Source organism: Lactiplantibacillus dongliensis (assembly GCF_005405105.1).
Classification (GTDB): domain Bacteria; phylum Bacillota; class Bacilli; order Lactobacillales; family Lactobacillaceae; genus Lactiplantibacillus; species Lactiplantibacillus dongliensis.
On the sequence record NZ_BJDK01000038.1, the window covers coordinates 1 to 25469 of the forward strand.

The window sequence follows — 25469 nt, forward strand, 5'->3', positions numbered from 1 at the left end:
TCGGTGCCAGGTTTTTCTGGTTCTTCGGTGCCAGGTTTTTCTGGTTCTTCGGTGCCAGGTTTTTCTGGTTCTTCGGTGCCAGGTTTTTCTGGTTCTTCGGTACCAGGTTTCTCTGGTTCTTCAGTGCCAGGTTTTTCTGGTTCTTCAGTCCCGGGATTCTCTGGTTCTTCGGTACCAGGATTTTCTGGTTCTTCGGTGCCGGGATTCTCCGGTTCTTCAGTTTCGTCAGGAGTCAAAATGATATCATCGGTTGCTTCCGCATGATGGCCATCTTCGTCTTCGAAAACGGCATCATTTTGATAAACTTCGGCGACCTTGCTTGGAGCGGCTTTCGTCTGATAGGTAATTGTTAAGTCAGCATCAACGGTCTCATTGATCTTGAAAGTGACCTGATTACCAGTGACGGAGGCAGTTGTTGGAATGGTGGTGCCATTCGCCGTGACTGAAACGCTATCTGGTACATAAGTGTGGTTAGCGCTTAAGGTATCGGTAATGGTTGGCTTAACCAGCTTGTTACCGTTGCTAGTGACTTGTAACGTCCAGAGAATTTGAGATTTATCTTCTGGATTGACCCAAGCAGCGGTTTTCGTCATACTAATTGGCTTAGTTGGTTCTGGCTGGCTAGGTTCTCCCGGTTCCTGATCGTCTTCGTCGTCCGGTGCTTTGATTTCTGCCGTTGCATCGGCCTCATTATCGGCATCGTCATGATAGAGCGCCTTGTTTTGATAAAGTTCGCCCGGTTTGGGCTGCTTCAGCAAAGTCTGGTAGGTCAACGCGAGGTTAGACAAGAAGGTACCGTGTAACTTGAATATCAGCAGTGTATTCCCGCCACTTTCTGGCCGAGTCGATGACAAGACCGGAATCGAATCACCGGCTGGATCGGTGGCTTTCGCACTATTGGCCCAGTAATATTGATCAGGGCTTAAAAGATCCGTGAAGACGGGATTAACGAGCTCGTTGCCGTTGTTCTTAACTTCCAAACCCCAATTAATGGTGGATGGATTACTTGGATCACTCCAAGCAGCCGTTTTCGTCATTGAGATGGGGTCGCGATTAGGTTCCGGCTCTGGTTCTGGTTCATTAGGTTCTTCAGGAACTTCGGTGTCTGGTTTATCGACGTCCGCGGTCGCGTCAGCATGATTGCCATTACTGTCGGTATAAACCGCTGAGTTATGATAAATGGTCGATTTAGTGGTCTGATCGATGGTTTCCGTTTGATAGGTCAAGTGAATATTAGTCTCATAAGTGCCGGCAATCCTAAAGGTGACATTATGAGTGCCATCCGCATCGGGGACAATCGAACTTGTTGAGGTGACTGGAATATTTTTACCCATCTCATCGGTGGCCTGAGCACTATTTAACACGTACTTTTGACCAATACTTAAAGTATCTGTAATCACCGGATTAACCAACTTGTTGCCATTTCCAGATACAATCAAATTCCAGTTGATCTTGGAATAGTCGTCTGGACTATTCCAAGCGGCGGTCTTAGTCATGGAAATGGGGCCACTCGGCGTAGGCTCAGGTGTTGGTTCTGGCTCACCAGGCTTGCTGGCACCGGGGAACTTAAACCAAATCCAACCGTTCTTATTATCGTAATGTTGGGCTAGGTAGTTATTAAAGGTAATGGTAGCTGTATATGATCCAGTGGCTAAGTAAAGTTGCCCTATAACTGCTCCCGTTTTACTCTTCAGCGCGACATCAACATCATCGTCACAATAGATGTTGCTTGGTAATTGCAAAGTGACGGTATCGCCAGATCTAACACGGGTAGAATTAGGAATCGTCCATTTATAGTCGACACGGTATAATTCCTCCGATGATAAGTCAGCGGTATGTGACATGACAGTACCTGCAGAATTTGTAATAACGGCACTATCAGCATCAAGACCGGTCGCAGTCGTGATGACCTTGGCTTGGCCTAATAATGGGGGACTAAAGACCATTAATGCTAAGCCAGCAACCGCTAACAACAAAAAATGCCAAAATTTGTGCATCGAAAATCCCTCCAATCAATTCAGTTCGTACTGAGTTACTCCTAACTCGGCAACCAAATCATACCGCCAGTGTACAACTCAGTGATATCGGGAAGGTTTATTCGGTAAGCTGGCAAATATAAAGGGCATTACTGATTAGGTTGCCACTCTGTTTGACCCCGGCTCAGCAGTAACCAACAAGGATTTGTACTTAATCCCTGAAAACGGTATGCTTAGAAGGCTAACTTTTGAGTGTGATGGAAGTAAGGAGGGATGCGGTGATGGGAACGACACAGTCACCAAAACATCGTAAGCATCTTTTGGATGATACGACGAAAGAGATTAATGAATGGACGGGTGAGGCCAAGGCCGTAGAGATTCACCCGTTACGCATGTTTTCAGAAGTGTTTGACCGGCATAGTCAAGATGATGCCGATGAGGTCTTTTCGGCGGGAACAAAAGTGACCACGCCGCCGTTAGCGGCAGTGTCCGATGCCCCGGTTAAGCCGTGGCTATTTTCACGGGTACTCGTTATCTTAATGGTGACGTTTGGGCTGTTATTGCTATTATTTTATGCCTTTAAAAACGAACGGGTTCTACCAGGATTGTTAGTGATGGGCTCGCTAGTTGTGCCGCTGGCGTTGGTGGTTTATTTCTTCGAAGTCAACGTGTTTAAAAATGTGTCGATTTGGCGAGTGGTGGAAGTCTTTTTGATTGGCGGGGTCGCGTCGATGGTGGCGACAATGTTGCTGTATTCATTGATTCCAACGTCGAATGGGACTGATTTATGGTCGGCGGTTTTGATTGGTTTGATTGAAGAGACTGGCAAGTTACTGATCATTGCGATTTTTATCAACCACTTGCAACTGAATTATGTGTTTAATGGCATGTTGATTGGCGCGGCAATTGGCGCCGGATTTGCGGCCTTTGAAACGTCTGGTTATGGGATGGACTATGGCTTAATCGTATTAATGATTCGATCCTGGCAAGCGATTGGTACCCATACCATCTGGTCAGCGATGGTCGGGGCGGCAGTTGTCTTTGCCAAGGATGATTACCGACCATTAACCACGCAAACGGTGCTACGGCCTAAGTTCATGCGGTTCTATTTTATGGCGGTAGCCTTGCATGCCTTATGGGATTGGCGCGCACCGTTAGCTTGGTTAGATATTTTTTATATTCACCAACTGATTTTGATTGTGCTCGGTTGGGTCGTGATTTTTGTCTTGATTGAAGCTGGGTTACGAGAAGTACGGACCTTGCGTCAAGCCGGAATTCCGAGTGAAGAACATATCTTTTTGCCATTACCGTGATTTAGTCAAGACTGGGGGAAAACCTGGTCTTTTTTAATTATGATTGTTTTAGTTAGCGTCTCTAGATAAAGAACACACTTATACGTGGTTTTAAATACTTTTAAATTGTGTATAAGTGTGTATAATCAAAAGGAGAAGTTAGCTAATGACAATGAAGCCACGGAAACTCGAACGTTTAGTGTTAAAAGCCGGTTTTGAATATGTACCAGAGCTAGGACGTGGTGGTCATCGATTTTATCGTCATCCTGATGGTCGAACTACTGAAATTCCATTTCACTCAAAAGAACTAAAAAAGGGAACTGAAATGAAAATCCTTAAGCAAATTAGTTTGCCAGCTAAGTGAAAGGACTGAAAAAAATGAAAAAAAAGGTCGTTTATCCGATTATTGCCGAAGCGTTTAATGATGAAGACGGACATTATTATGTTGCCAGTTCTCCCAATTTACCAGGGATGGTCACGCAAGGTGACACACTCAATGAATTAGCCGTTCAAGCAGAAGATGCCATTGCGACCATTTTGGAAGCAGGTCATTATCCTGAGGTTCAAGACCCCGCTGACTGGAAGTTAAATGACAATGAACGGGTCATGTTTATTGCCGTTGATATGCAACAGTATCTAGCAGAAAAGGCTAAAACGGTCCGACGCAATATTAGTATGCCAAAATATATTAGTGACTTAGCAAGAGAAAATAAAATTAATGTTTCTCAGGTTGCCACGGATGCCATTAAAGCTCAACTTGGGTTATAACCATACAGAAATTTCACCAATAAGTAGTCGACTTGTGGATTAATATGCAGCATCGAATGTTGGACCGTTAAAGGACTACCATGAATAATTTTAGTCACCGGTTGCAAGCCGTGTTGGGTCAGCGTTGTGCTGAAGGCCAACACGGCTTTTAGATTAACCTCACCGTCACCCTTAGTCTGCCAAATCTGACCAGCAAGGTTAAAAATCGCCAGATGCTTGGGTAATTTTGCCAACTGTTGGGCGGTCACATGGGGATAAGTTGACGCAATCGTGACGAACTTATGGATGCGTGGTTGGTGCTGTGGTCGAGCAATTAAGTAATCAAAAATAATATTTCCGCCAGATGAATGACCGACAGCATTGTAGTCGGTGACGTGGTAACGGTCATGGAGTACTTGCATGACCGTTACTAGTTGGCGAGCTTGTCGTTGGGGGTGATGATTATCTTTGAAGACCACTTGGATAGTCGGATTGTGGCGTAATGGTGCGAATTGCTGGACGGCCACGTGACCATTCTTAGCGACGTTAATGACTAAAGCTTTGGTCATTAAATGTGTCGCACTGAGTCGATGGACGAACCCATTGGTGGAAAAAGCGCGAGCGTAGTCGCCAGCAACGAAGATTGTTGGTGTGTTGGTTTGTTGAATCCTTAATGTTTTTAGTGGGGCTAACCGATGTTGCCAATAAGCGCCTAAGCCAACAACTAGGCCGACACTAACAGTAGCCATGATAGTGATTAATCGAGATCGGCGCATGTGAAGCACTCCCTTTAACTGAAATGGTGATAAGTGAAGCTTGTCCAAGTAGTTCCATTATAAATGAAACGCGTGCAAATGGTTTTGCAAATGCCATGGTAATCCACTAAAATGAGGTCAGTATCGTAATAATTGAGAAAGTTGGTTGCCGAATGAGTTCAGAATATGATTTAACGATTATCGGCGGCGGTCCCGTGGGGATGTTCGCTGCCTTTTATGCCGGGATGCGGAATGCTCACGTCCAATTGTTGGAGAGTTTGCCTGAGTTAGGGGGGCAAGTCCAAGCGTTATATCCCGAAAAGATGATTCATGATGTGGCTGGTTACCCAGCGATTAAGGGCCGTGATTTGGTGGCTCAGTTAGCCAAACAACTGGCTGAATTTCCAATCGATGTCCGCACCAAGAGTCCGGTTGAAAATGTAACTGGTCAAATGGGTGATTTCACCATTACGACAACTGATGGTACAGTGTCGCATAGTAAGGCGATTATTGTGGCGACTGGGACCGGGGCGTTTGAACCGCGCCGCTTAGCCGTTGAAAATGCGGATCAGTTTGAAGGTCAACAATTGTTCTATCATATTCCCAGTTTAGCGACCTTTAAAGATAAGACCGTCTTAGTAGCCGGTGGCGGGGATTCTGCGATCGACATGGCCTTAATGCTCGAACCAGTGGCTAAGCAAGTCTATATCATGCATCGGCGGAACCAATTCCGGGGCATGGAGCATAGTGTTGATTTGTTGAAGGCTTCCAGTGTCATCATTAAGACGCCATTCTTAATTAAAGAAATGCAACAGTTAGCTAATGGTCAGTTAGACTTAATGATGAAGGAAGTCCGCGGTGATGCTGAAGAACATGTCGCGGTGGATGACTTGATTGTCAATTATGGCTTTATTGCTGACCACAAGGCAATCGAGGCCTGGCAAGTGACACCAACGATGGATCATTATCTGATCGATGTGAATACGGAAATGAATACTAACGTTGCAGGTGTAGCGGCCATTGGTGATGCGGTTACGTATCCAGGCAAGCTAGGCTTGATTGCTAGTGGCTTCGGTGAAGCACCGAATGCGGTCAATCAATTAATGATGACATTGTATCCCGAACGGCGTAGTCCATTACACAGCACGACATTATTTGAAAAGCGCGCGCATCAAAAGTAAAAAAATAAAGCGATTGTTGAGACTGGCCAGTTAGGCTGCGTTTCAATAATCGCTTTTTAAATTAGGATTTTTGTAAAATAATATGGCTGACAAGGCGTCGATAATAGAACCAAGTTCCAAGACTACCGCCGATTGCCGCCCCAATCGTGCCACCCCAGTTCCAATCTTCAAGGGTGACGGCATTGAGGCTAAATATCACAATTACTGTGATGGTGGCGATGCCGAAGCGATACACGCTTTTCACTAATGCTTGATGTTTCCAAGCGCGATAAGCGGCCTCAGTGGTGACTTTAAATGGTTGATTAAGGCCATTCACCCGGTTCTGATGGTCAGAAAGTAATGCTGGAATGAAGACGGCCATGAGTAAGCATAACGTAACCAGACCAAAATGATGACCTGGCCGCATATCGGTCACCAAACTAAGCAAAAGGATCAGTAACATTAGGAATTGTGACAGGTTAAATAAGCCGGTTGCTTGTTGACTACGAACCCGTTGCTGCTGTGCGGTGACGGGGCCAAAACTGCCGTCATTAAGTACCAGTAGTGTTTTAATTAGTCGTTGCATGCATATCCCCCCTGAAGCTAGTGTAACGGAGTAGTGGGTGGCAACGCAATATAAAATATACGCTTGGTGCTAGTCGATTTAAATTGTCACTCTGGTTGGGCCAGAGTTGGCTGGAACGTGGTGGCCACGTTTTCGAGCCATAGTGCGGTCTCGAAAGCCGGGCTTTATCTAAGTCGGAAAATCACCGACCAAGATAAACGACACCACTGAGCCAATACTGGCCCGCCCGGCGTTAATTAACAGGAACTGAAAAACTAACGATTGATTATTCTTAGTCCACTCATTTAGCCAAGAGGTTGGTTCCTAAAATGCTCAGCCGTGTCGTTGGCCTTAGTGCGAGTGGTCTGCTCGGACTTAGGCCAAGGTCAGTTTTGAAGACCGGGCTTTGGCTTCAAAATGACCCATGGCGTTCCAGCGTTTTAGGAACCAACCGGCAGGCGGCAATTTCAACTAGCACCAAGCGTAAAATACAAAACGTCCCATTAACCAGAATCGGTCAATGGGACGTTTATCTTTATTTCTTGGCAGCACTGCTAGACGTTGCCGACATGTCATCCGGGTTGGTAATTTGAATCCGGGTCGAATCGGTCTTCTTGTGTGAAGCTTCGGGTGCATCGGTCTTGTACAGTGAAGTGGTGGATTTATGGCCATTTTCAGCGTATAGACTGGTTGCCGATTTCTTCAAAGCTGTTTCAATCTTGATTTCTTTTTGCAAACCGTCAGCGTAGTTGTAGGTCGAGGCATCGACCTTCTTAAAGCCTTTCGGTGTGTAAAAACGTAACAAGTTCTTCGAATTTAAGGAGTCAGAAAGGCTTAATTCTTTGCTAACCTTTTTTTGATCCTGATCGACAGCTTTTTGCACGGCTTCGGTCGCATCGAGTTGTTCACCGGTAGTGTTGTCGTAAATCTTACCGCTTAAGACGGTGTATTTCGGCGTGATGAAATCGCGATTCCGGAAGGCCACGACTTGGTCATGTTGCTTCGAGAACAAGTCGGTTCCAAACTGGATGTAGCGTTTGCTGGAGATACCGAGCAAGTGCAGAATCGTTGGTAAGACGTCAATCTCACCGCCGTACGTAGATTCGATCCGGCCGCCTTTCGTCCCAGGCATATTGACCATGAACGGTACCCGTTGGAGTTGGGCGTTATCGTAAGCGGTCCAATCTTTAGCGGTCTTCCCAATTAAAGGCGCTAGCGTCGTGTTTTCACTGTTAGATAACCCATAATGATCGCCGTATAAGACAATCATAGCGTTCTTGAGTAAGCCCGACTTCTTCAAGTAAGCGTAGAATTCTTTGATCGATTGATCCAAGTAATGCGCCGTTTGAAAGTAGCCGTTGATGGCGGAATCACTCGTATCGGTTGTCTTAAAGGTCGTGTCTTCCTTATCCATCGTATACGGAAAGTGGTTGGTAACGGTAATGTACTTCACGTAAAATGGCTGTTGCAGGCGTTGCAAATATTGAATCGAGTTCTTGAATAACAGCTTATCTTTCAAGCCATAACCGGTTGATTTATCACCGGTCGTATCAAAGTAACTGGCGTCAAAGAAGTATTGATAGCCCATGCTCTTATACGTGTTATTCCGATTCCAAAAGCTGGCGACATTTCCGTGGAACACGGCGCTAGTGTATTTGCGGCGCTGTTTAAGAATCGCTGGCGCCGCTTCGAACGTATTGTCTGAACCCAATTGGGCGAAGAGTGAGCCGGTTGGTAAGCCGTATGTGCTGGTTTCAAGCATGTTTTCCGCATCACTGGTCTTACCTTGACCCACTTGATGGAAGAAGTTCTTAAATGCGTAGGTCGATTGACTATGGTACAGCTTATTCAAGAACGGCGTGACTTCCTGACCATTGATCTTTTTATCAATGAGAAATTGTTGGAAGCTTTCCAAATGAATCACAATGACGTTTTTACCTTTGGCGACCCCATACATATGGCTATTGGGGGCGGCGTAGTGGGACTTGGTGAAGTCATGGACAGTATCTAGTTCCGATTTTTTCGCACTTGCGCGTTGATGATGGGTCTGTTCGTCTTTAATCCCATCGTAAACGGTGAAGGCATCGAGTCCTAGATATTTGACGATATAGTTATTGTCAAAAGTTCGCGTTAATAATTGTGGCCGGTTGGCTTCAGCCAGCGTTAAGTTCAATCCAAAGCCAGCCAGTGCGACTGAGATGGTCGCAAAGGCCTGGCGTTTGCGAATCGGTTGGTCATCGTGTTTGATGCGGTGGAAAATGAATAATACTAGCATCGCAATGATGTCGATCCAGTATAGCCAATCGTACCAATTCACTAACGCAAGTGATGATCCCGTTAGCCCTTGACTGACTTTTGAGTAGCCGGTGATCGTGCTGACGGTCATAAAGTCGGTAAATTCGCGATAATAAATCACGTTGGCATACAATAAGACGGTATCCAACGCATCGATCAGCAGCAGAATATAATAATAGAACCCGGTTTTGCGAATAAAAAGAGCTAAACCAAATAGGAACACCGTGATGGCGATGGGGTTCACAATCATTAGCAGGACTTGTAAGATATCGGAAACTCCCAAGGAGAATTCGGTCAAGTACGCTAACAGTGTTTTGGCCCAGAAGAAAATAATTAGTAGCCAAAAGAACCCCATCCGCGTGTTCAGGTGTTGGCGGAGTTGCTTAAACATAGTTAAAAGACCTCATTTGTAGCATATTTGGATATGACTCAAAAAGCAGTCATCATGTCATTTTAACATATCTCCAGTGGCGTAATGTTTAACATTTTGTTTAGAGCAGGCGGTGGGTCAGTTTACACGTGGTTGAGGTACCCGTATTAACTGTTGTTTAATATGGTCACTTCTGGCTGGGTCAGTATCGGCTAGAATGTAGTGGGCACGGTTTTAAGCCGTTGGTCGGCTTTGCGGGGGTTATCAAGTCGAAAGTCACAACTAAGATGACCCACGCTACTGAGCCAATGTTGACCCGTTCCAACGTTCATGGAACGGGTGTTGAATAAGTAAGCTAGCTGATAAGGTTAATTCAAATCATTTATTTAGGTAGGATTAGGAGACAACTTGTATTAGACTGGTCATTATTCGAAACGCATTGTTTTTGAGTTTAAGACTAACAGTAGAAAAAGGTAGGGACCTTAAATGGAAATTAAGACGAGTAACCAGACGGATTCAGCCGTCTATGCCGATGCAATCATGATTCGCCGGGCAGTATTTATTGAGGAACAACATATTGATCCAGCCGATGAGTTGGATACCGTGACTTCAGCGACGTGGCATTATGTGCTATATGATGCTACAACTGCGGCGGTGGCGACCGCCCGGATGACACCGGAAGCAACACAACAGTTACATATTCAGCGAGTGGCAACGCTCAAGTCAGCCCGCGGGCATGGTTATGCCCAGGCGATTATTAAGCGGATGATTCAGGATGCTCGGCAACAAGGCTACCGCCAATTAGTTTTGGGGGCGCAAGTGACCGCCCAAAGCTTTTATAGTCAATTAGGATTTAAACCAGTTGGTGACCGTTTTATGGAAGCCGGCTTACAACATCAAGAAATGGCGCTAACTTTAAACTAAATTGTTGTTCAGTGTGCGAACTTAAAAATTAAAAAAAGGTAATTTAACGTGTATAGTTTAAATGGATAAACTTAAGCTAGAAAGGACGTTTTATATGACTGAACTAACGACTTCGCTAACATTTAATTCTGGTATTACCTTGAAGAATCGATTAATGATGTCACCGATGACGACCCGTCAAAGCTTCTTTGATGGTGAAGTTACTCAGGACGAAATTGCCTACTATGCCCGTCGTTCCCATGGGGTTGGTGCCGTTATTACGGGGGCCGCTAATGTGCAAGCTGGCGGTAAAGGGTGGCCGGGTGAATTGAGTGTCGCTGATGATGCAATGCTGCCGCGGCTACACGACTTAGCAGCAGCGATTCAAGGGGCTGGGGCCAAGGCCATCTTACAAGTGGTCCATGCCGGGCGGATGACGCACCGCGCCACTTTGGGCGGTGAACAAATTGTGTCAGCTAGTGCGGTACCGGCATTGCGTCCGGATGCTGAAATGCCGCGTGCTATGACGAATACTGAAATTTTAGCAACTATTCAGGCCTTCGGCGAGGCGACTCGTCGGGCCATTCAAGCTGGCTTTGATGGCATTGAGCTGCATGGTGCCAATACGTATTTGATTCAACAATTCTTCTCACCTCATTCCAATCGACGCGATGATCAATGGGGTGGTAGTCGTGACAAGCGAGCACGGTTCATTAAGGAACTGTTAACGAGTGTGTTCGCGGCGGTCAAAACGTATGCTGACCGGCCATTTTTGGTTGGTTACCGAATCTCGCCAGAAGAATTTGAAACGCCAGGGATTCAATTTGAAGACACGTTATGGTTATTGAAAAAATTAGCCAAGACGAAGTTGGATTATATTCATATCTCGCTTAATCATTATGACCGCGTGGCGCGGGCTGACGGTTACCAAGCCAAATCCATCTTAGCGTATGTTCAAGCCGCAATTGGCGGTGAGTTGCCGCTAGTGGGAGTGGGCAGTGTCCGTGACCGGCATGATGTTGAACAAGTCTTGACCCATACCGATTTAGTGGCAGTGGGCGAACAATTATTGTTTGATCCAGATTGGGCGACCAAGTTAGTGAAGCATCAAGATGATCAGATTGTAACGGGCGATTTTAAGGGATTATTTGAGCGCCAACGTCATCAGTTTAGTCAGCCGTTAGCGACCTTTTTAGCGGCCCGTTACCAGGCAACTCGTTAAATAAAGCTGCTGGTTTAGGTTTATTTTGGAAATTTTGTTTGTTTTTGGCCGTTAGGTTGTCTTAAGTAAGTGGTATGCTGAAAGTGAGAGAGAAAGCGTCGTTACTTAGGGGATTTTAATATGGCAGCTGTAGCACCAGTGACGGTCACTAATATTGCTGATAATATCGACCGGCAACTAACTTTTATGGACATCGAGATTGAACAAAAGTGTTACCCACATTTAAAACCAAAACATGGTTGGTTGGAAAAGGCGATGAGTTATAACCCGTATGCGGTAGGTCTATTAACGATTACGTCGGGGCGGATAACGTTGGCTGATGAACATGGTCACGTTTTCCGGTCGGTGGGACCGACGATGATGACTGCCGCTCAATTGGGCATTTATCGGTCAACCACGCATGGTTTTGGCAATGGTATTCGATTGGAAGATCGCTTAACGGTCAACTTAGAATTAACAACGACCAGTGGGACGTATCATCTGTTGAATGATGATCTGACAGTCATTCCAGTATTGTTGACTTGGTTAGCAAGCTTTGACGTGCCGGTCACGGATCCGTTGCACTTAAAGCAGTTACCAGCTGATTTTAATTGGCAGCAGGTGACCGCCGCAGAAATTGCCAAGTGGTCGGTCTCAACGCCATATGCGGCACAAATGACGACGTTAGGTGCTCGGAACCGACATTAAAGATAGTGTCTAATAGACGTATAGTGTTAGTTGGATTGTTGGCCCAGAATCGGCTGGAACGTGGTGGCCGCGTTTGTGAGCCGGAAGAGCGGTCTCACAAGCCGGGCTTTATCTAAGTCGCAAAATCACGACTAAGATAAACGACACCACTGAGCCAATTTTGGGCCGCCTGCCGTTAATTAATTGGTATTTTATAGATTAACGTTAATGCATTGTAATGAATAGCTTTAGCCGTGTTATTGGCCTAAATTCGAGTGGGATTTTTCGGACTTGGGTCAAGGTCAGGTTTGAAGGCCAGACTTGAAATATTCCATGCATTTCGGCTTTTTAGAAGCCAACCGGTAGGCGCCAATTTTAATTAATGCTAAGCGTATCATATGAAAAACGATTCAGAAATTTTTAATCAATTTCTGAATCGTTTTTTGTTGATTGGCCGCTTAGCTTTTTAATTGCGCCATCATATAGCGTTGTTGCCATTCTTGCCAGGTTGTAAGTAATGATTGGGCAAAGGGCGTTAATTGGTAGCGTACCTTGGTAACGGCATTAGGCTGTTCTAGCTGACTGGTGATGAGTTGCGTGCGAGTTAAGGTTTGTAGGGCCAAGGTTAGGCTAGGTCTGGTGATTGGGCTAAGCTGGGTTAACAGGTCTTCGTAATATTTTGGCGTCGTTAAAGCCGTTAAAATAGCTGTTTTAGTGTGATCGGTTAATAAGTCACGTAAATTGGCAGTCGGTGTTTGGGACGAATGACGAGTTTGCATCGTTAACGTGTTCATGGCAGTCGCTTCCTTTTTGATTAAAGCTTAGCAGATGGTTAAATTAATCATGGGTGCTAGACACTTTCAAGGTAAGCTAACGAACAAAATGGTTTGATTGCAGGATGTTTGACGTAACTAAAGTTGTACGGCTATTTATTAGCTTAATGCGTATAAATGCGTATAATATGAGTATCGAAGTGGAAGCGTGCCAATGAAAACGCGAGCGTTAATCAGACTGCTAGAAAAGCATGGTTTTAAAGTTGTGAGTCAAAATGGATCGCATGCTAAATTTAAGAATGCGACAACGATTATTATTGTGCCAATCCATCGACGTGAAGTTCCTAAGGGAATTTTACAATCAATTTTGAAGACTGCTGGTATCAAACCAACTAATCGAGGAGGATTTTAGGATGAAACATGATTTAGCAATTTATCCCGCAATTTTTGAGCCAACTGATGGCTTGATAATGGTGAGTTTCCCAGATGTCCCGGCTGTGCATACTTTTGGCGATAATGACGTTGAAGCGACTCTGATGGCCACTGATGCCTTAGCCTTGGCTTTATATGGTGAATCTCGGCCCAAACCATCTGCTGTGGCAGATGTCCAGCTTAAGGCTAATCAATATTTAGTGATGATAACGGTAGACATGGATGAAGCTCGGCGAAAGATCACCAGACCAACCGTTAGAAAGAATGTCACTATTCCGGCTGACTTAGAAATTTTAGCACGCAAACAAGGGTTAAATTTCAGTGAAGTCTTGACTAAGGCGTTACGTACCCAATTACATGCTTAGATTTTGAGCTCGAAATATTAGCAGCACTAATCATTTAGAGACCACTAAAAAGCCGCGCACCCAATCAAATGGGTACGCGGCTTTAGTGGTTTATTTAGCTTTTGAATCGGATTTTGGTTGGCGCGTCACACGCTGTTTAATCCAAGAGCCCCAGTTCTTAAAACTGAGCTTAGGCGGATTAACCGTCCAAGCAATCAAGCCGGGAAGAATCAGTGGGGTGACGAGATTACTCAAGATAATCCCGATCACTAACATGACACCGGTTGATTGGAAGAGTTGTTCTGGCATGCCTAACATTGGCAAGTAGAAGACTAACTCGAACAAGCTTACTGGCAGAATCAGGCGACCACTTAATGCAAAGTGTTCTTTTAAGTCGGCTAATTCAAACCGATGTAGCCAATCTTTGCGGTTCACGGTGACAGTACTGATTAACAACCAATGTAGCGTGAGCAAGATGCTACCCCAAATCAAGGTTAACCATGGCAAGTTGCCTAGGTGGGCGAACGTTGAATAACCTAAACGGGTTAAGCCCCAGCTGGATGCAATCATGATAGCCAGGCCAACGACCAAGTACTCACTGAGTACGATTGACCGTAAGCTTAACCAGAGGCAAATGGCAATCAGTACGAAGGCTAACAAGCCCCACTTCAAATAGTTAGAAATGAAACTCTGACGAACTTGACTTTGCGTGACCGTCTCACCGCCATAAGTGACATTAGCTTGGGCGAGTGGCGTTGCTAACAAGCTGGCCTGCGTGGCTTGCTTGACTGCGGTTAGGGCATGGAGACTGCTAGTACTAGTTGGCGCCTGCTTAAAGGTGACGATTAACTGGGTTATCTTGCCAGTCTTGCTAGTGTTAGTCGTCAGACTATTGCGGAACAAGTCACTATTATAAGCATCAGCCGGAATGAAGAAGACTTTGCCAACTTCACTGGCTTTCAAGCTAGTCAAGTAGGTGCTGGTACTGTTAATTGAACTGTTAACACTGCCAATTGTCTTAGCGGTCTTAGCGAGCTTCTTCTTGACAGACTTTAACTTGGCATTAGTATCATCATACATTGAGATGACGCTATCTTGATTCATCTGAACAGTATTCGTTAAATCGGTAATTGAAGCCACTAATGAATCCGCTTTGTTCAATTCGCGATTGAGCTCACGTAATGCCGCACGACTACGCTTATTCTTACCGCTAACATTACCTGCCGCCATCTCCGTATTCACTAATTGCGTGGAGATGCGGTCGTTATAAGTTGAAAGTTTGTTGAGTTGTTTGCGTAACTTCTTCAAACTCTTAAGTTGCTTGCCAACCTGAGCGCTGGCAATGGTTTCTTGGTTCGCTTTTAAGTGCTTTTGAACTTTAGCTAATTGTTTCTGATTAGCCGCTAAACTCGTTGTAATGGCAGTTAATTGGTTGCCAACGTAATATTGTGCCACTTTTTTACCAGTAGGTTGAGTGACGGAAACAACGGATTTAACGCCTTTGACATGTTGTAACTTGGTAGTTAACGTGTCTAAAGCTTGTAAATTATTTTGTGTCGTTAAGTTATGGTCAGCTGTGATATTAACAACTACCGGCGTTGCTGCGCCGGCACCAAAATGCGCGGCAATAACTTGATGACCATCTTCGGCATTAGTCGTAGTGGCCAATAAATCAGGCGTCAGATTGTCATATGAGAATTGAGCGCGGGCAAACCAGAGGCCAGGTACCAATAAGATGATGGCGATTAGCCAACCAAGCATTGGTTTCCAACTGCTGAGTAGGCCAAATTGTTGCCATAGGTTCTTGGGGCGATGACCCCATGACCGATTACCCGGCCAGCGAATACCATGACCCAATAGGGCAGCAAACGTGTAATTTAAGGTTGGTACGGCTAAGGTGGTCAAAATAACGGCCAAAGCAATAATCCAACTTGAAGCGACAGCTGGTAGTGGGGCGAAGCTCAATCCGATAGCCATTAAGGCGAGACTAATTAAGACAACTAACCACTTTTTGAATTGTAAGGCGAGCATTGCTTGGGCGTCGGCTTCCAGATCCTTGTTCTCAGCGGCAGTGGCTAAGTAGTCGCCCATATATGACCAGGTCAAAACGGTACTTAAAACTAAGACGACAATGCCAATAATGAGCACACTGTTACCGGCAAAAGGTAACTTCCAAAAGTCGACTGCGTTCGCTGCAATACTCGTGGTGGTAATCAGCGCAATCGTTTGGATCAATAAGTTCACTAGTGGAATGAGGACTGAACGGAAAATGATACCTAATAATAAGAGTGCACAAACGGCACCAATAATTAGAATCGTAATCGTGTGGTTTAACTGCGCTTGTTGACGTTGGGCGGCAATTAGATCAGGACTGGTGACATAAGTCTGTAGTCCGTTAACGGTCATCGCGTCATTTAACTGCTTGGCGACAACTTTTAACTCAGATTGTTGCTTGTCGACGGAAACAACGGCAAGTTCGGTTGAGCCATCACTGGACGTTAATAATTGCTGATCATTGGTCGAAGTATGTATCGTCCGGAGTTGCTTGATGCCATAATACTTGGCTTTTTTATTGATCTGCGTTAAGGTCTTGTCAATTTTGGCTTGTTGGCTGGACAGTAACTTGGTCCGCTGGTTATTAAAGACCAAGACTAGTTGATCGGTATGGTTTAACCCGCGTCCCCAATTTTTTTGAATCTTTGTCAATTTGGTCGTGGTACTTTGGTTGCTCGTAGCCGTTTGGTGACTGTCGATCAGCGATTGCACGTTTGGCAAGGCTGCGATACCGACAAAGACCACGACAATCCAGAATACCAAGAACAAAAATTTCGGTTTGAGAAATTTTTTCATGTGGATGTGACGCCCCTCATCTTTTGATTTCGTTACCATAAGTCTACCATAGAAAGCCGGACGCTAACATGACAATTGAAGTTGTAACCGCTTGAAAAAGCAAATGTCAGCATTCAAAATAAAATTATGATATTCTAATTGGATTGCGGGAGGCAGAATTAATGAAAACAGATCGCTTTCAGGCATTTAGCGATGGTATTTTTGCAATTTTAATTACCATTTTAGTCTTGGAGTTTCATATTCCAGATTACCAGCCCGGTCGCTTGTTACCGGCTTTACTGGCGCAATGGCCATTGTTTTTGTCCTATGCGTTTTCATATTTTTACGTGGGAACGTTGTGGTTATTTCATCATGATTATTTCAGTATGTTGGCGCGAATTGATCGGAATGTTAACATACTGAATCTACTAATGCTTTTTAGTATCACGTTGTTAGATTATCCGATGTCGTTGGTTGCCGATGCGTTAACGAGTGGTAATCGTGCGGATATGCAAACGGCGTTTATTGTCTATGATCTAGTCGCGCTATTTATTTCAGCGACGTTCTATTTTATGTATGCCTATTTGCATCATCATCAAGAACTTAAAAGTCATGCCATGTCGAATGATTTTTATGCGGCGATTAAGTTCGATCCCGTGCGGAGTGTGACGATTTATGGCTTGGCGATTTTGATGACATGGTGGTCGGTCTGGTTCGGCGCAATCTTGCTAGCTACAGGGATTATTTTCCACTTCTTCGCTTATTTACGAATGAGTAAGCAAATGGCACGTTCGAAAGGAGCAGTCACGCATGACTGATTATTCAACTTTATTAGGTCCTGATCGCTATGATTTAGCAGTAAGCTTAGGGCAACAATATCATTTAGATCCAAGCCAAGTGTTATTTGGCTATTTACAGGTTGTCAGTGAGGTTACTGGCGGTGATCAACCACAACTAGGGGATTTACATGATCCCAAAATTTTGGCCGTTATTAATGAACAGTTTGATCATTTCTTGAAGCAACGCCATTAGTTGAGTTGATGGTTTTCGTTAGGACAGTAGTAAAAATTTTCAGTGAGTAACAACCGAAAAGCCCACATGCCGTTTTTAGCGACATGTGGGCTTTTGGTAAAAAAAGAACCCGTTATCGGATTCTTAAAGTCGGTCTTAGCATTTATCTAAATTCGCGTAAAGTGCGTCTAAGTCATCGATGGTGTTCATCATTGTCATTTGTTGGGGCGCGTCATGTTCATCGACTGATGATATCGATTGCGCCGCTTTAAACCCGTGTGGAACCAGGCCGGTGGTTGCCACTTGATGATAATATTCTGAGACTAAATTAGCAGAATTCATTTCCAAAGTATCCAAGACGTGATTAACATTCGCGAACAGCTTAACCCGCGTCGATCGTTTTTTGGTTGGCATTTCCTCACCTCAACCAATATTTTGCACCCTTTGACATCAATAAGCAAATAAAGTGAAACGGTTAAACCAATTTGGCAGTGTTTCCTAGTTGAATGAGCTCGCCTTTTCAATAATCTTGGTATTTATTGCACTTTTGACCGTTAAAAATGAGTCTAAATTGTGATTTAAAGGCCAAAACATTGGTGATGATAAGGTTAACTAATAAAGTGTGCGAACTTTTTGATTGAACGGAGTCGGCTATGCTTGTTGTTGGTTAAAATTACCGCTTGTCGATTTTGTTCTGAAATGTAGTCTAAGCCCGAGAAAAATGCGCATACTAAGATCAATGACACGGATGAACCTTTTAGCAACCAATCTCTCAGTTAAAGTTACAGTTTAAACTGATCGTAAATGATCACACAATTAACGTCGGGCGGGCCAGCATTGGCTCAGTGGTGTCGTTTGACTTAGTTGAGTGGTCTGCTCAGCTCTTAGTCAAAGCCCGGCTTATGAGACCGCCCTTCGGCTCATAAACGCGGCCACCACGTTCCAGCCAATGCTGGCCCAACCAGAGTGGTAACTTAATCTAGCACTAAACGGAGCTGACAATTAGCTTATTAATTGACCGCAGCTGACTATTTGTCGGGTAGGGGCTTACCACCAGCGCGACAAATACAATCAGAATTGTAGCAACAAATATAAACTCATTATTTTCTAATAATTAAAATTGTGCTATAATAAAGCTTCAATAACTATCAAAGCGAGGTCTTCATTGTGAGTGGATATAACGTCGCGATTGTCGGTGCTACTGGCGCAGTTGGTGCGCGGATGATCAAAATGGTGGAACAAACTAGTTTACCAGTTAATTCAGTTAAACTATTGGCATCAAGTCGGTCAGCAGGAAAACAGCTTAAATTTAATGGTCAAGATCTAACCGTTGAAGAAACGGTTCCAGAATCATTCGAAGGTATTGATTTGGCCTTATTCTCAGCTGGGGGTTCTGTTTCCAAAAAATTCGCCCCAGAAGCCGTAAAACGTGGCGCAGTGGTCGTTGATAATACAAGTGCGTTCCGGATGGATCCTAAGATTCCATTAGTGGTTCCTGAAGTAAACGAATCAGCTCTTTACCAACATCATGGGATTATCGCCAACCCGAACTGCTCAACCATTCAAATGGTTGTTGCGTTGGAACCAATTCGTAAAGCCTTTGGGTTGAAGCGGGTTATCGTATCAACGTATCAAGCCGTTAGTGGTGCCGGTAACCGGGCCTTAAAGGAATTACGAGACGAAACCCAAGCTTACTTGGACGGTAAAGAAATGGAAGCTCATATTTTACCAGTCTCTGGCGACAAGAAACATTATCCAATTGCATTCAATGCGTTACCACAAATCGACGTCTTTGAAGAAGACGGCTATACGCACGAAGAATGGAAGATGATTCATGAAACCAAGAAGATCATGTGTGATGGTGACATGGACAGTAAGGATATCAAAGTAACAGCGACCTGTGTTCGGATTCCGGTGCCAGTCAGTCACTCTGAATCAGTTTACTTCGAAGTTGAAGATCCTAAAGCGACGGTTAAGGGCATCCAAGATGCTTTAGCAGCTGCACCTGGGATCGTCTTACAAGATGATCCTGACAACCAAATCTATCCACAAGCCCATGACGCAGAAGGCTCACGTGACACGTTTGTTGGTCGGATTCGTCCTGATCAAGAAACGCCACAAGCGTTCCAGATGTGGGATGTTTCTGACAACATGTTAAAGGGTGCTGCGTGGAACTCAGTTCAAATCGCTGAACACTTGGACAAGTTGGGCTTATTGCATATGCAATAAACCAGAGTGTGAGGGCCAACGGGTTGCCCCTGAGCATTGCCTAGCCAGTTAATTGTATGGGTGATTTTTCCCGTACGATTAACTGGCGTAGCAAGCGGAGGGGGCAGTTGGCCTGAGCACGTTTCAGCAATTAATTCAAAACTAAAAAGACCTGTAAATTCAACTCGAATTTACAGGTCTTTTACTATCCAATTAGATTTAAAACGGCTTTAACCAGGTCAACCGGTACTTCCTGATCAAAATCAATATTCAATCGTTTCTGACCAGTGGCGTAGCCCGCAGCTTTAGCAGTTGCTAAAAGTTCTGGAGTAAAATCTGCTGAAAGACTCAAACTGACATGCGCTTTATAAGCGGCGATACTAACATATTGTTTGCCGAGTTCAAAGAAAGGAAGATTCCATTTGATTTTAGCCGTGGCACTAGGTAAGTTAGCTTCGACTAATTGTTGTAACTGTTGTAAATAAGGCTGAGCGACTGGGGCAGCTTTGTTGATATAGTCAGCCGTATCTGTTACGGGTACGCGACTTGGCATTTAAAAGACTTCTTTCTTGGAGTTATTTACGAAATGAATTGCGACGTAATAGCCAGACAGTTAATGCGCATAGTCCAATGGCAATCACGACGGTAATTTCCCAGCCAAACGGATTCTTCATAAACGGGAGATCCACGTTTTGACCGAAAAAGCCAAAGACGATATTAGGCATCGTCAGCACGATTGAGAAGATGGTCAGCAACCACATCGTGTTGTTCAGGCTGTTGTCCAAGATATTTGAATAGGCGTTCGACACGCGACCAATAATATCGGAGGCGATATTGGCCATTTCCAGCCCTTGTTGCGCTTCGACGATGATATCGTCGAGGCGTTCTTTTTGCGCAGTCGACAACTTAATTGGTGCAAACCGTTTTAGTGATTGCAGCATATCGTTATTAGTCTTAAGCGAGGTCAAAAAGTAGACCAGCGTAGTTTCTAATTCCATTAATTGCAAGATAACGGAACGTTGAATCTGTTTACGCATCTTTGACTGAATATTCTGCCGGTCACGATTGATAGCATTGATCGCTTGAAAGTATTGGCGCGACAACTTATAAAGCACATCAAAAATATAATCGATGGGGCGTTGGACTTTTTCCCAGTCGGCATCAATGACGTCGGCGAGCAAGTCTTCGACAAAGTCTGTCTGATCAGTTGTGAAGGTCAGTAGGGTATGTTCGACCAGCATAAAGCTGACTTGGGCAGTGTACGTGCCTTCATCACCGTTCTTAGTGACCACGTCAAAAATAATCGTCGTGATGGCACTTTTGGCATCGTACTCCAAGCGCCCCCGTTCATGGCGGTCGGTGGCATAGCCGAGCATTTCATCGGTGACGTGTTCTTCAGTGATGAGTTGATGGTAATCGTTATCCGTGTAATTGTTAACAGCGACCCAGCGAAAGTCGTCGCTTAATGCTTGTACTTTTATCATTTTTTTAACTTCCAGATTTTTAGTTACTTTAAATTTAACATGGCAGCCTAACCAACGTAAAGCGGTTTTTATTGGACGGTCGTTTTACTGAGACGTTCGCACCAGAGCTGATGGTCGCGGCTAAAGAACGTTAGCAGTAAATCATAGCTAATCACTAGCAGGGTTAACGACACCGCCACGAGGGTAATATCCCAACGATTTAGTTCCGGACTGGGTACATTGCCAAGCTTATTGAAGCACCATAAATCTAAGAAGAGTAACGGTAGACTGACTAAGTAAAGACCACCATAATGAACCAGCAATTGCCAGCCAGTGGCCGCTTGACCGCCGACACTTACAATGCGACTGTTGGTCAGCCAACCGCCAATCGTTTTACCTTGCCACAGGCGTGCTGGTAACCAGAAGAAGAGGCCGATGTTTGCTAAGTAGAGCCAGCGGAAGTCATGTGGCAACGGCCAATTGAAATGTTTAACTAAGATGAAGTAGCCAGTATCAAAGCCGGCAATTAAGCTCCAATCAATGAGCAAGGTGATGATCCGCCGCCAGTTGATGGGGTGATCAGTGTGCTGTAAGTGATTGGAACGATCGTTGGCCCACCACTTTTGGGGCAACAAAGCTAAGCCAACGGCACCCAACCAGCCGCCGAATGTGTTGGTGATTAAGTCGTCAACGTCAAACATGCGATAAGCGCGACTATAATAACCATACAACCCAGTGAGTTGAGTCGTTTCAAAGAAGAGCGACAACGCTAGACTGGCCAAAGTAATCAACCATAGTGGCCAGCGATGGCGGGCTTCTAAGTAAGCGCCAAAGGGCATTAGTAAGAGAACATTGAAGAATGGCTGAAAGAAAGTCGACGTTTTAAAGGTGGCCAGCCACGTTGCCGGATTACTGAGTTGAAAACCAGTCAAAAGTTTAAGCTGACTGACAAAGAAGAACGGTTGTAAGTTGTATTCAGCGCCAGTCATCGCTGCAACGGAACTGCGGGTTGGTAACGGCAAGATGATGAGTAGATAGGCGGCTGCCAAGTACCAGATAAAGGTATAAGTGCTAATAATTCGGCGTTCACTTAAAGTCTGTTGGGTGCGCAATTGCACCGCTAAGATAATCAGTGCCATAAATAGCGTTAAAAATGGTAAGGCCAGAATAATGATATGGGCCGGTTCCAGCAGCGTGCTGACAATATGACTGGTTTGAGCCAATTGATAAAGTTTTGTGATTAAATTCTGCATGGTACGTCCCCCTGAAATAAGCTGTTCCCATTGTACTGTAGAAGCAGCGGGCTGCGGGCGAAAATTAATGGAATTTTCAATTTACATAATAAAATTAGTAAAAAGTTAGTCATTAATCAGGTTTAAGGACGTTTGGGGCTAGTTGGATTAAGTTGCCACTCTGGTTGGGCCAAGCATTGGCTGGAACGTGGTGGCCGCGTTTATGAGCCGAAGGGCGGGTCTCATAAGCCGGGCTTTGACTAAGCTGAGCAAGACCACTCAACTAAGTCAAACGACACCACTGAGCCCATGCTGGCCCGCCCGACGTTAATTAGATGATCAGTTATAAACAGTTCAAGCTGTCAGTTTAGCAACCAACCGGCAGGCGGCAAGTTTAACTAGTCCCAAGCGTGTTTTGAGTCGGTCGTTAGAACATGGAAGCGGCCTGATTTGAAATTAAGATGAGTTTAAAGAAGTGGTTAAAAGAGATTCATCACGTTTCAGGATAACCAGTATAGTTGAAGCGTATGGTGGTATTTTGGTCAACGGTTAGGAGCAAAAATCAATCGTTTATGCGAAGGGGGCAGTATTTTCTGAAAACGTATGTTAGAATAGTATGCTTATTGACCGGGAAAGACTTAAAGGAGCAGTTATTAACTATGTGGGTTATTAATTTAATGAATGATTTTGTGATTGGTTATCCGATCTTAGTGGCGGCCATCTGGATTATCGGTTGTTTGTACTTTGGCCGCTGGCAGCATAGTCAGGTACGACCAGACTTGACGCCGGCGACCGCACCACTAGTGTCAATTCTAGTGCCGGCACATAATGAACAGGATACCTTAAAAGGGGCGGTTGCTTCGATTGCGGCATTACACTACCATAACTTTGAGATTATTTTGATTGATGATAAAAGCAGCGATGAGACGTTAGCGATTATGTATCAGCTGCAAGCACAATATGCAGAACGCTTTTTAATCAAAGTCGTGCCGATTGCGCTTAACCAGGGGAAAGCCAATGCCTTGAATCAAGGGCTGAAAGTGGCAAATGGTGTTTATATCTTAGGAATTGATTCAGATTCCATTTTGGATTATCAATCATTGTCAGAGTTGGTTAAAACGTTAAATAGTGATGCTAAGATTGGCGCCGTTGCTGGTAAGCCGGTCGTTCGTAACCGGACCAGTATCTTAGGGCGGCTACAATTGCTAGAGTATATCGGGGTGATTGATATTATCAAGAAAGCCCAGGCCTTTTTAACGGGGCGGATTACAACGGTCTCTGGCGTTATTGTGGCGTTTCGGCGTTCAGCCTTGGATGCTGTTGGCGGTTGGAATCCAGCTGTGATGACGGAAGATATTGATATTACTTGGCGAATGTACCGCCATGGTTGGCAAGTGCGGTATGAACCGCGGGCGATTTGTTGGATCTTAGTCCCTGAAAGTATTCGTAATCTCATTCGTCAACGACAGCGTTGGTCACGTGGTGGTTTGGAAGTCCTCGTGGGGAATCGGGATGTGTTAGCACGGGGCAGTTGGAGTAAACGGGTCTTGTTGCTTGAAACCGTGATTAGTAATGTGTGGGCCATCTGTACCACGCTTAGCTTGATCTCGTGGGTTCTTAACTTGATCATGGTTCACTCTGTTCAGTTAGACGGTGATATTTTATTGATTCTGTTAGTGATCAGTTTTACCCAATTCGGGATTGGGTTTAAAGCGTCACAGTCGGCTGCGTATTTACAATGGCGCGATCTTTTATTGATTCCGGTCTACATTCTGTATTACTGGATGATTAACTTGATCAGTTGTATTGCCGCGATTATCTCATTTGTCTTAGATCCAGATCGGATTGGGACGTGGACAAGTCCGGACCGGGGGTTGAAGTAATGCGTAATAGTGAAAAGTTCATCATTCGTAAACAAACTAGCCACCGGCGAACTTGGGGCCGGGTCGTTATTTTGACGGCCTTATGGCTTTTCGTGGCCTTTGTGATTATTGTTAACTTCAGTTTCATTTTTCATCTATATAGTGATTCACTAGTTAGTTTTTACTTATTGATGAATCTTGATTATCAATTATACGAGATCGTTTTAGGAGTCATCGTTACGGTATCCCTGATTATCTGGGGGTATGCAGCTTGGCGCTTACGGCAGTTACGGGGGAAGCAGAAACATGAATCGGCATAAACGCAAAATTTTAATTTGGCTGGCGGCGCTCGTCGTGATTGTGGGGATGGGGTTCACGGTCCAACGCAACTTTCAATTTAACAAAGGTGGCGACGCGAACTACGCGCTGCGGCCGCAAGATGCTAAGGTGAAGAATGGGATCATTATCTTTTGTTACCATCGGATCTTAAAGAATACGTTAGGGGTGCAGACATCGAAGCTGTTATCTAGCAACTCGCAGTTGCATGATTTTGATGTGCCAGCGAATCAATTTGCGTCCCAGATGAAATACTTACATGATCACCATGTCAAAGTTATCTCATCAGCGCAGATGGCGGCTTTAAAGACTAGTAAAACCCCAATTAAAGGGAAATATGTCGTCTTAACTTTTGATGATATTGACCGCACCACGATTGATAATGCGTTGCCAATCATGAAAAAGTACCACTTGCCCTTTACGACCTTTATCATTACTGGGAATACTGGGCGTTATCGGGAAGGGACGCAGTTGGCAACTTGGCCGCAGATTCGCGCAGCCAAGCGGTCAGCTGGCGACTTAATGACAGTGGGCTTGCATACGCATGATATGCATTATTTGACGAAAAAGTTCACGCCAATCTTCGACCAACCGCATGAATACCATCACTTTACGCGCGACTTTGCGTTAAGCAAACGTGAATTGAAGGCTCATCTTGGGGTGAAAGCGCAAATGTTTGCCTATCCATATGGGAGCGGGCCGCGGCGAATCAGTGACTTTTTGAGTCGCCAAGACTTACCGCACGGTGTCGCCACATTGGATGTGGGGATTGTGACCGAAGCAACCAGTATGAATAATTTGCCACGGATGATTATTAATCAAAATAGCTGGCCCAGTATTGAACGTTGGTTAGGAAAATAGTGTGATTGCCGCTCCGGTTGGTCTGGATTGACGCTGGAACGTGGTGGCCACGTTTGTGAGCCGAAGTGCGGTCTCACAAGCCGGGCTTTGACTAGGGTCTGTTCCTAAACATTGATTTCTGGTATACTCCATCAAAAACGGATTGGGGTACATCATGACTATACCAA

General features: G+C 44.8%; 25 protein-coding genes. 15 read left to right on the top strand and 10 right to left on the bottom strand.

Going from position 1 to position 25469, the window contains the following annotated elements; genetic code table 11:
* A partial coding sequence (locus FFM80_RS14560) for an Ig-like domain-containing protein (RefSeq protein ID WP_171001110.1) occupies window positions 1-1997 on the bottom strand: 1997 nt, incomplete at its 3' end.
* Between the two features lie 260 nt (window positions 1998-2257).
* Between FFM80_RS14560 and FFM80_RS12230 the strand changes: the two genes are divergently transcribed.
* The 3 genes from FFM80_RS12230 (at window position 2258) to FFM80_RS12240 (ending at window position 4036) form a co-directional block, all read left to right on the top strand.
* On the top strand, window positions 2258-3289 hold the full coding sequence (locus tag FFM80_RS12230) for a PrsW family glutamic-type intramembrane protease (RefSeq protein WP_137641055.1): 1032 nt from the start codon (window positions 2258-2260) through the stop codon (window positions 3287-3289).
* A 145-nt stretch (window positions 3290-3434) separates the two neighbouring features.
* Window positions 3435-3632, top strand: coding sequence for a type II toxin-antitoxin system HicA family toxin (locus FFM80_RS12235; protein ID WP_137641056.1), 198 nt, complete (start codon window positions 3435-3437; stop codon window positions 3630-3632).
* A gap of 14 nt (window positions 3633-3646) precedes the next feature.
* A complete protein-coding gene (locus tag FFM80_RS12240; RefSeq protein WP_137641057.1) occupies window positions 3647-4036 on the top strand; it encodes a type II toxin-antitoxin system HicB family antitoxin in 390 nt (129 codons plus the stop codon).
* On the opposite strand, the gene FFM80_RS12245 is transcribed toward FFM80_RS12240, so the two are convergent.
* Window positions 4021-4791: an alpha/beta hydrolase gene (locus FFM80_RS12245; RefSeq protein ID WP_137641058.1), complete on the bottom strand. Its 771-nt coding sequence runs from the start codon at window positions 4789-4791 to the stop codon at window positions 4021-4023. The genes FFM80_RS12240 and FFM80_RS12245 overlap by 16 nt on opposite strands.
* A gap of 152 nt (window positions 4792-4943) precedes the next feature.
* Between FFM80_RS12245 and FFM80_RS12250 the strand changes: the two genes are divergently transcribed.
* Window positions 4944-5951: an NAD(P)/FAD-dependent oxidoreductase gene (locus FFM80_RS12250; RefSeq protein ID WP_137641059.1), complete on the top strand. Its 1008-nt coding sequence runs from the start codon at window positions 4944-4946 to the stop codon at window positions 5949-5951.
* A 61-nt stretch (window positions 5952-6012) separates the two neighbouring features.
* Here the strand turns inward: FFM80_RS12250 and FFM80_RS12255 are convergent, their stop codons facing one another.
* Complete coding sequence (locus FFM80_RS12255) at window positions 6013-6516, bottom strand: hypothetical protein (protein WP_137641060.1); 504 nt, start codon at window positions 6514-6516, stop codon at window positions 6013-6015.
* A 514-nt stretch (window positions 6517-7030) separates the two neighbouring features.
* Window positions 7031-9181, bottom strand: coding sequence for an LTA synthase family protein (locus FFM80_RS12260; RefSeq protein ID WP_137641061.1), 2151 nt, complete (start codon window positions 9179-9181; stop codon window positions 7031-7033).
* Window positions 9182-9646: 465 nt separating this feature from the next.
* On the opposite strand from FFM80_RS12260, the gene FFM80_RS12265 reads away from it, so the two are divergent.
* The 3 genes from FFM80_RS12265 (at window position 9647) to FFM80_RS12275 (ending at window position 11972) form a co-directional block, all read left to right on the top strand.
* Complete coding sequence (locus FFM80_RS12265; RefSeq protein ID WP_137641062.1) at window positions 9647-10084, top strand: GNAT family N-acetyltransferase; 438 nt, start codon at window positions 9647-9649, stop codon at window positions 10082-10084.
* A gap of 94 nt (window positions 10085-10178) precedes the next feature.
* Window positions 10179-11285, top strand: a complete 1107-nt coding sequence (locus FFM80_RS12270; protein ID WP_137641063.1) for an NADH-dependent flavin oxidoreductase — start codon at window positions 10179-10181, stop codon at window positions 11283-11285.
* 120 nt (window positions 11286-11405) lie between these two features.
* Window positions 11406-11972, top strand: a complete 567-nt coding sequence (locus FFM80_RS12275) for a hypothetical protein (protein WP_137641064.1) — start codon at window positions 11406-11408, stop codon at window positions 11970-11972.
* A 437-nt stretch (window positions 11973-12409) separates the two neighbouring features.
* Here the strand turns inward: FFM80_RS12275 and FFM80_RS12280 are convergent, their stop codons facing one another.
* Complete coding sequence (locus FFM80_RS12280) at window positions 12410-12745, bottom strand: winged helix-turn-helix transcriptional regulator (protein ID WP_137641065.1); 336 nt, start codon at window positions 12743-12745, stop codon at window positions 12410-12412.
* A gap of 193 nt (window positions 12746-12938) precedes the next feature.
* Between FFM80_RS12280 and FFM80_RS12285 the strand changes: the two genes are divergently transcribed.
* Together FFM80_RS12285 and FFM80_RS12290 are read left to right on the top strand one after the other, a co-directional pair.
* A complete protein-coding gene (locus tag FFM80_RS12285) occupies window positions 12939-13136 on the top strand; it encodes a type II toxin-antitoxin system HicA family toxin (protein ID WP_223876826.1) in 198 nt (65 codons plus the stop codon).
* A gap of 1 nt (window position 13137) precedes the next feature.
* On the top strand, window positions 13138-13521 hold the full coding sequence (locus FFM80_RS12290; RefSeq protein WP_137641066.1) for a type II toxin-antitoxin system HicB family antitoxin: 384 nt from the start codon (window positions 13138-13140) through the stop codon (window positions 13519-13521).
* Between the two features lie 90 nt (window positions 13522-13611).
* On the opposite strand, the gene FFM80_RS12295 is transcribed toward FFM80_RS12290, so the two are convergent.
* The gene (locus tag FFM80_RS12295; RefSeq protein ID WP_171001111.1) at window positions 13612-16350 is read right to left on the bottom strand and encodes an MMPL family transporter; all 2739 of its coding nucleotides are present in this window, start codon (window positions 16348-16350) and stop codon (window positions 13612-13614) included.
* Between the two features lie 161 nt (window positions 16351-16511).
* Between FFM80_RS12295 and FFM80_RS12300 the strand changes: the two genes are divergently transcribed.
* Complete coding sequence (locus FFM80_RS12300; RefSeq protein WP_137641068.1) at window positions 16512-17147, top strand: TMEM175 family protein; 636 nt, start codon at window positions 16512-16514, stop codon at window positions 17145-17147.
* Entirely contained in the window at window positions 17140-17361 is a 222-nt protein-coding gene (locus FFM80_RS12305) for a hypothetical protein (protein ID WP_137641069.1), read from the top strand. The genes FFM80_RS12300 and FFM80_RS12305 overlap by 8 nt, the downstream gene beginning before the upstream one ends.
* A gap of 135 nt (window positions 17362-17496) precedes the next feature.
* Here FFM80_RS12305 and FFM80_RS12310 read toward each other — a convergent pair whose 3' ends face one another.
* Window positions 17497-17754 (bottom strand): hypothetical protein, encoded by a 258-nt coding sequence (locus tag FFM80_RS12310; RefSeq protein ID WP_137641070.1) that lies wholly within the window; start codon window positions 17752-17754, stop codon window positions 17497-17499.
* 753 nt (window positions 17755-18507) lie between these two features.
* Between FFM80_RS12310 and FFM80_RS12315 the strand changes: the two genes are divergently transcribed.
* A complete protein-coding gene (locus FFM80_RS12315) occupies window positions 18508-19569 on the top strand; it encodes an aspartate-semialdehyde dehydrogenase (protein ID WP_137641071.1) in 1062 nt (353 codons plus the stop codon).
* A 184-nt stretch (window positions 19570-19753) separates the two neighbouring features.
* Here the strand turns inward: FFM80_RS12315 and FFM80_RS12320 are convergent, their stop codons facing one another.
* The 3 genes from FFM80_RS12320 to FFM80_RS12330 form a co-directional block, all read right to left on the bottom strand.
* Window positions 19754-20101, bottom strand: coding sequence for a DUF1801 domain-containing protein (locus tag FFM80_RS12320; protein WP_137641072.1), 348 nt, complete (start codon window positions 20099-20101; stop codon window positions 19754-19756).
* Window positions 20102-20123: 22 nt separating this feature from the next.
* Window positions 20124-21032: a magnesium transporter CorA family protein gene (locus tag FFM80_RS12325; protein WP_137641073.1), complete on the bottom strand. Its 909-nt coding sequence runs from the start codon at window positions 21030-21032 to the stop codon at window positions 20124-20126.
* Between the two features lie 68 nt (window positions 21033-21100).
* Window positions 21101-22264: a VanZ family protein gene (locus tag FFM80_RS12330; RefSeq protein WP_137641074.1), complete on the bottom strand. Its 1164-nt coding sequence runs from the start codon at window positions 22262-22264 to the stop codon at window positions 21101-21103.
* A gap of 638 nt (window positions 22265-22902) precedes the next feature.
* On the opposite strand from FFM80_RS12330, the gene FFM80_RS12335 reads away from it, so the two are divergent.
* Genes FFM80_RS12335 through FFM80_RS12345 form a run of 3 tightly spaced genes read left to right on the top strand, consistent with a single transcriptional unit; the run spans window position 22903 to window position 25302 of the window.
* A complete protein-coding gene (locus tag FFM80_RS12335; protein WP_307722461.1) occupies window positions 22903-24126 on the top strand; it encodes a glycosyltransferase family 2 protein in 1224 nt (407 codons plus the stop codon).
* Window positions 24126-24425, top strand: a complete 300-nt coding sequence (locus FFM80_RS12340; RefSeq protein WP_137641075.1) for a hypothetical protein — start codon at window positions 24126-24128, stop codon at window positions 24423-24425. The genes FFM80_RS12335 and FFM80_RS12340 overlap by 1 nt, the downstream gene beginning before the upstream one ends.
* On the top strand, window positions 24412-25302 hold the full coding sequence (locus FFM80_RS12345; protein WP_171001112.1) for a polysaccharide deacetylase family protein: 891 nt from the start codon (window positions 24412-24414) through the stop codon (window positions 25300-25302). Before FFM80_RS12340 ends, FFM80_RS12345 begins: the two co-directional genes overlap by 14 nt.
* Window positions 25303-25469 lie beyond the last annotated feature (167 nt).

Coding starts and splice junctions, on each gene's coding strand:
- FFM80_RS12340 (WP_137641075.1), top strand. CDS start 24,126: ATGCGTAATAGTGAAAAGTTCATCATTCGTAAACAAACTAGCCACCGG.
- FFM80_RS12325 (WP_137641073.1), bottom strand. CDS start 21,032: ATGATAAAAGTACAAGCATTAAGCGACGACTTTCGCTGGGTCGCTGTT.
- FFM80_RS12275 (WP_137641064.1), top strand. CDS start 11,406: ATGGCAGCTGTAGCACCAGTGACGGTCACTAATATTGCTGATAATATC.
- FFM80_RS12270 (WP_137641063.1), top strand. CDS start 10,179: ATGACTGAACTAACGACTTCGCTAACATTTAATTCTGGTATTACCTTG.
- FFM80_RS12255 (WP_137641060.1), bottom strand. CDS start 6,516: ATGCAACGACTAATTAAAACACTACTGGTACTTAATGACGGCAGTTTT.
- FFM80_RS12240 (WP_137641057.1), top strand. CDS start 3,647: ATGAAAAAAAAGGTCGTTTATCCGATTATTGCCGAAGCGTTTAATGAT.
- FFM80_RS12310 (WP_137641070.1), bottom strand. CDS start 17,754: ATGCCAACCAAAAAACGATCGACGCGGGTTAAGCTGTTCGCGAATGTT.
- FFM80_RS12335 (WP_307722461.1), top strand. CDS start 22,903: ATGTGGGTTATTAATTTAATGAATGATTTTGTGATTGGTTATCCGATC.
- FFM80_RS12235 (WP_137641056.1), top strand. CDS start 3,435: ATGACAATGAAGCCACGGAAACTCGAACGTTTAGTGTTAAAAGCCGGT.
- FFM80_RS12260 (WP_137641061.1), bottom strand. CDS start 9,181: ATGTTTAAGCAACTCCGCCAACACCTGAACACGCGGATGGGGTTCTTT.
- FFM80_RS12285 (WP_223876826.1), top strand. CDS start 12,939: ATGAAAACGCGAGCGTTAATCAGACTGCTAGAAAAGCATGGTTTTAAA.
- FFM80_RS12330 (WP_137641074.1), bottom strand. CDS start 22,264: ATGCAGAATTTAATCACAAAACTTTATCAATTGGCTCAAACCAGTCAT.
- FFM80_RS12320 (WP_137641072.1), bottom strand. CDS start 20,101: ATGCCAAGTCGCGTACCCGTAACAGATACGGCTGACTATATCAACAAA.
- FFM80_RS12345 (WP_171001112.1), top strand. CDS start 24,412: ATGAATCGGCATAAACGCAAAATTTTAATTTGGCTGGCGGCGCTCGTC.
- FFM80_RS12295 (WP_171001111.1), bottom strand. CDS start 16,350: ATGAAAAAATTTCTCAAACCGAAATTTTTGTTCTTGGTATTCTGGATT.
- FFM80_RS12265 (WP_137641062.1), top strand. CDS start 9,647: ATGGAAATTAAGACGAGTAACCAGACGGATTCAGCCGTCTATGCCGAT.
- FFM80_RS12300 (WP_137641068.1), top strand. CDS start 16,512: ATGAAAACAGATCGCTTTCAGGCATTTAGCGATGGTATTTTTGCAATT.
- FFM80_RS12245 (WP_137641058.1), bottom strand. CDS start 4,791: ATGCGCCGATCTCGATTAATCACTATCATGGCTACTGTTAGTGTCGGC.
- FFM80_RS12290 (WP_137641066.1), top strand. CDS start 13,138: ATGAAACATGATTTAGCAATTTATCCCGCAATTTTTGAGCCAACTGAT.
- FFM80_RS12230 (WP_137641055.1), top strand. CDS start 2,258: ATGGGAACGACACAGTCACCAAAACATCGTAAGCATCTTTTGGATGAT.
- FFM80_RS12250 (WP_137641059.1), top strand. CDS start 4,944: ATGAGTTCAGAATATGATTTAACGATTATCGGCGGCGGTCCCGTGGGG.
- FFM80_RS12280 (WP_137641065.1), bottom strand. CDS start 12,745: ATGAACACGTTAACGATGCAAACTCGTCATTCGTCCCAAACACCGACT.
- FFM80_RS12305 (WP_137641069.1), top strand. CDS start 17,140: ATGACTGATTATTCAACTTTATTAGGTCCTGATCGCTATGATTTAGCA.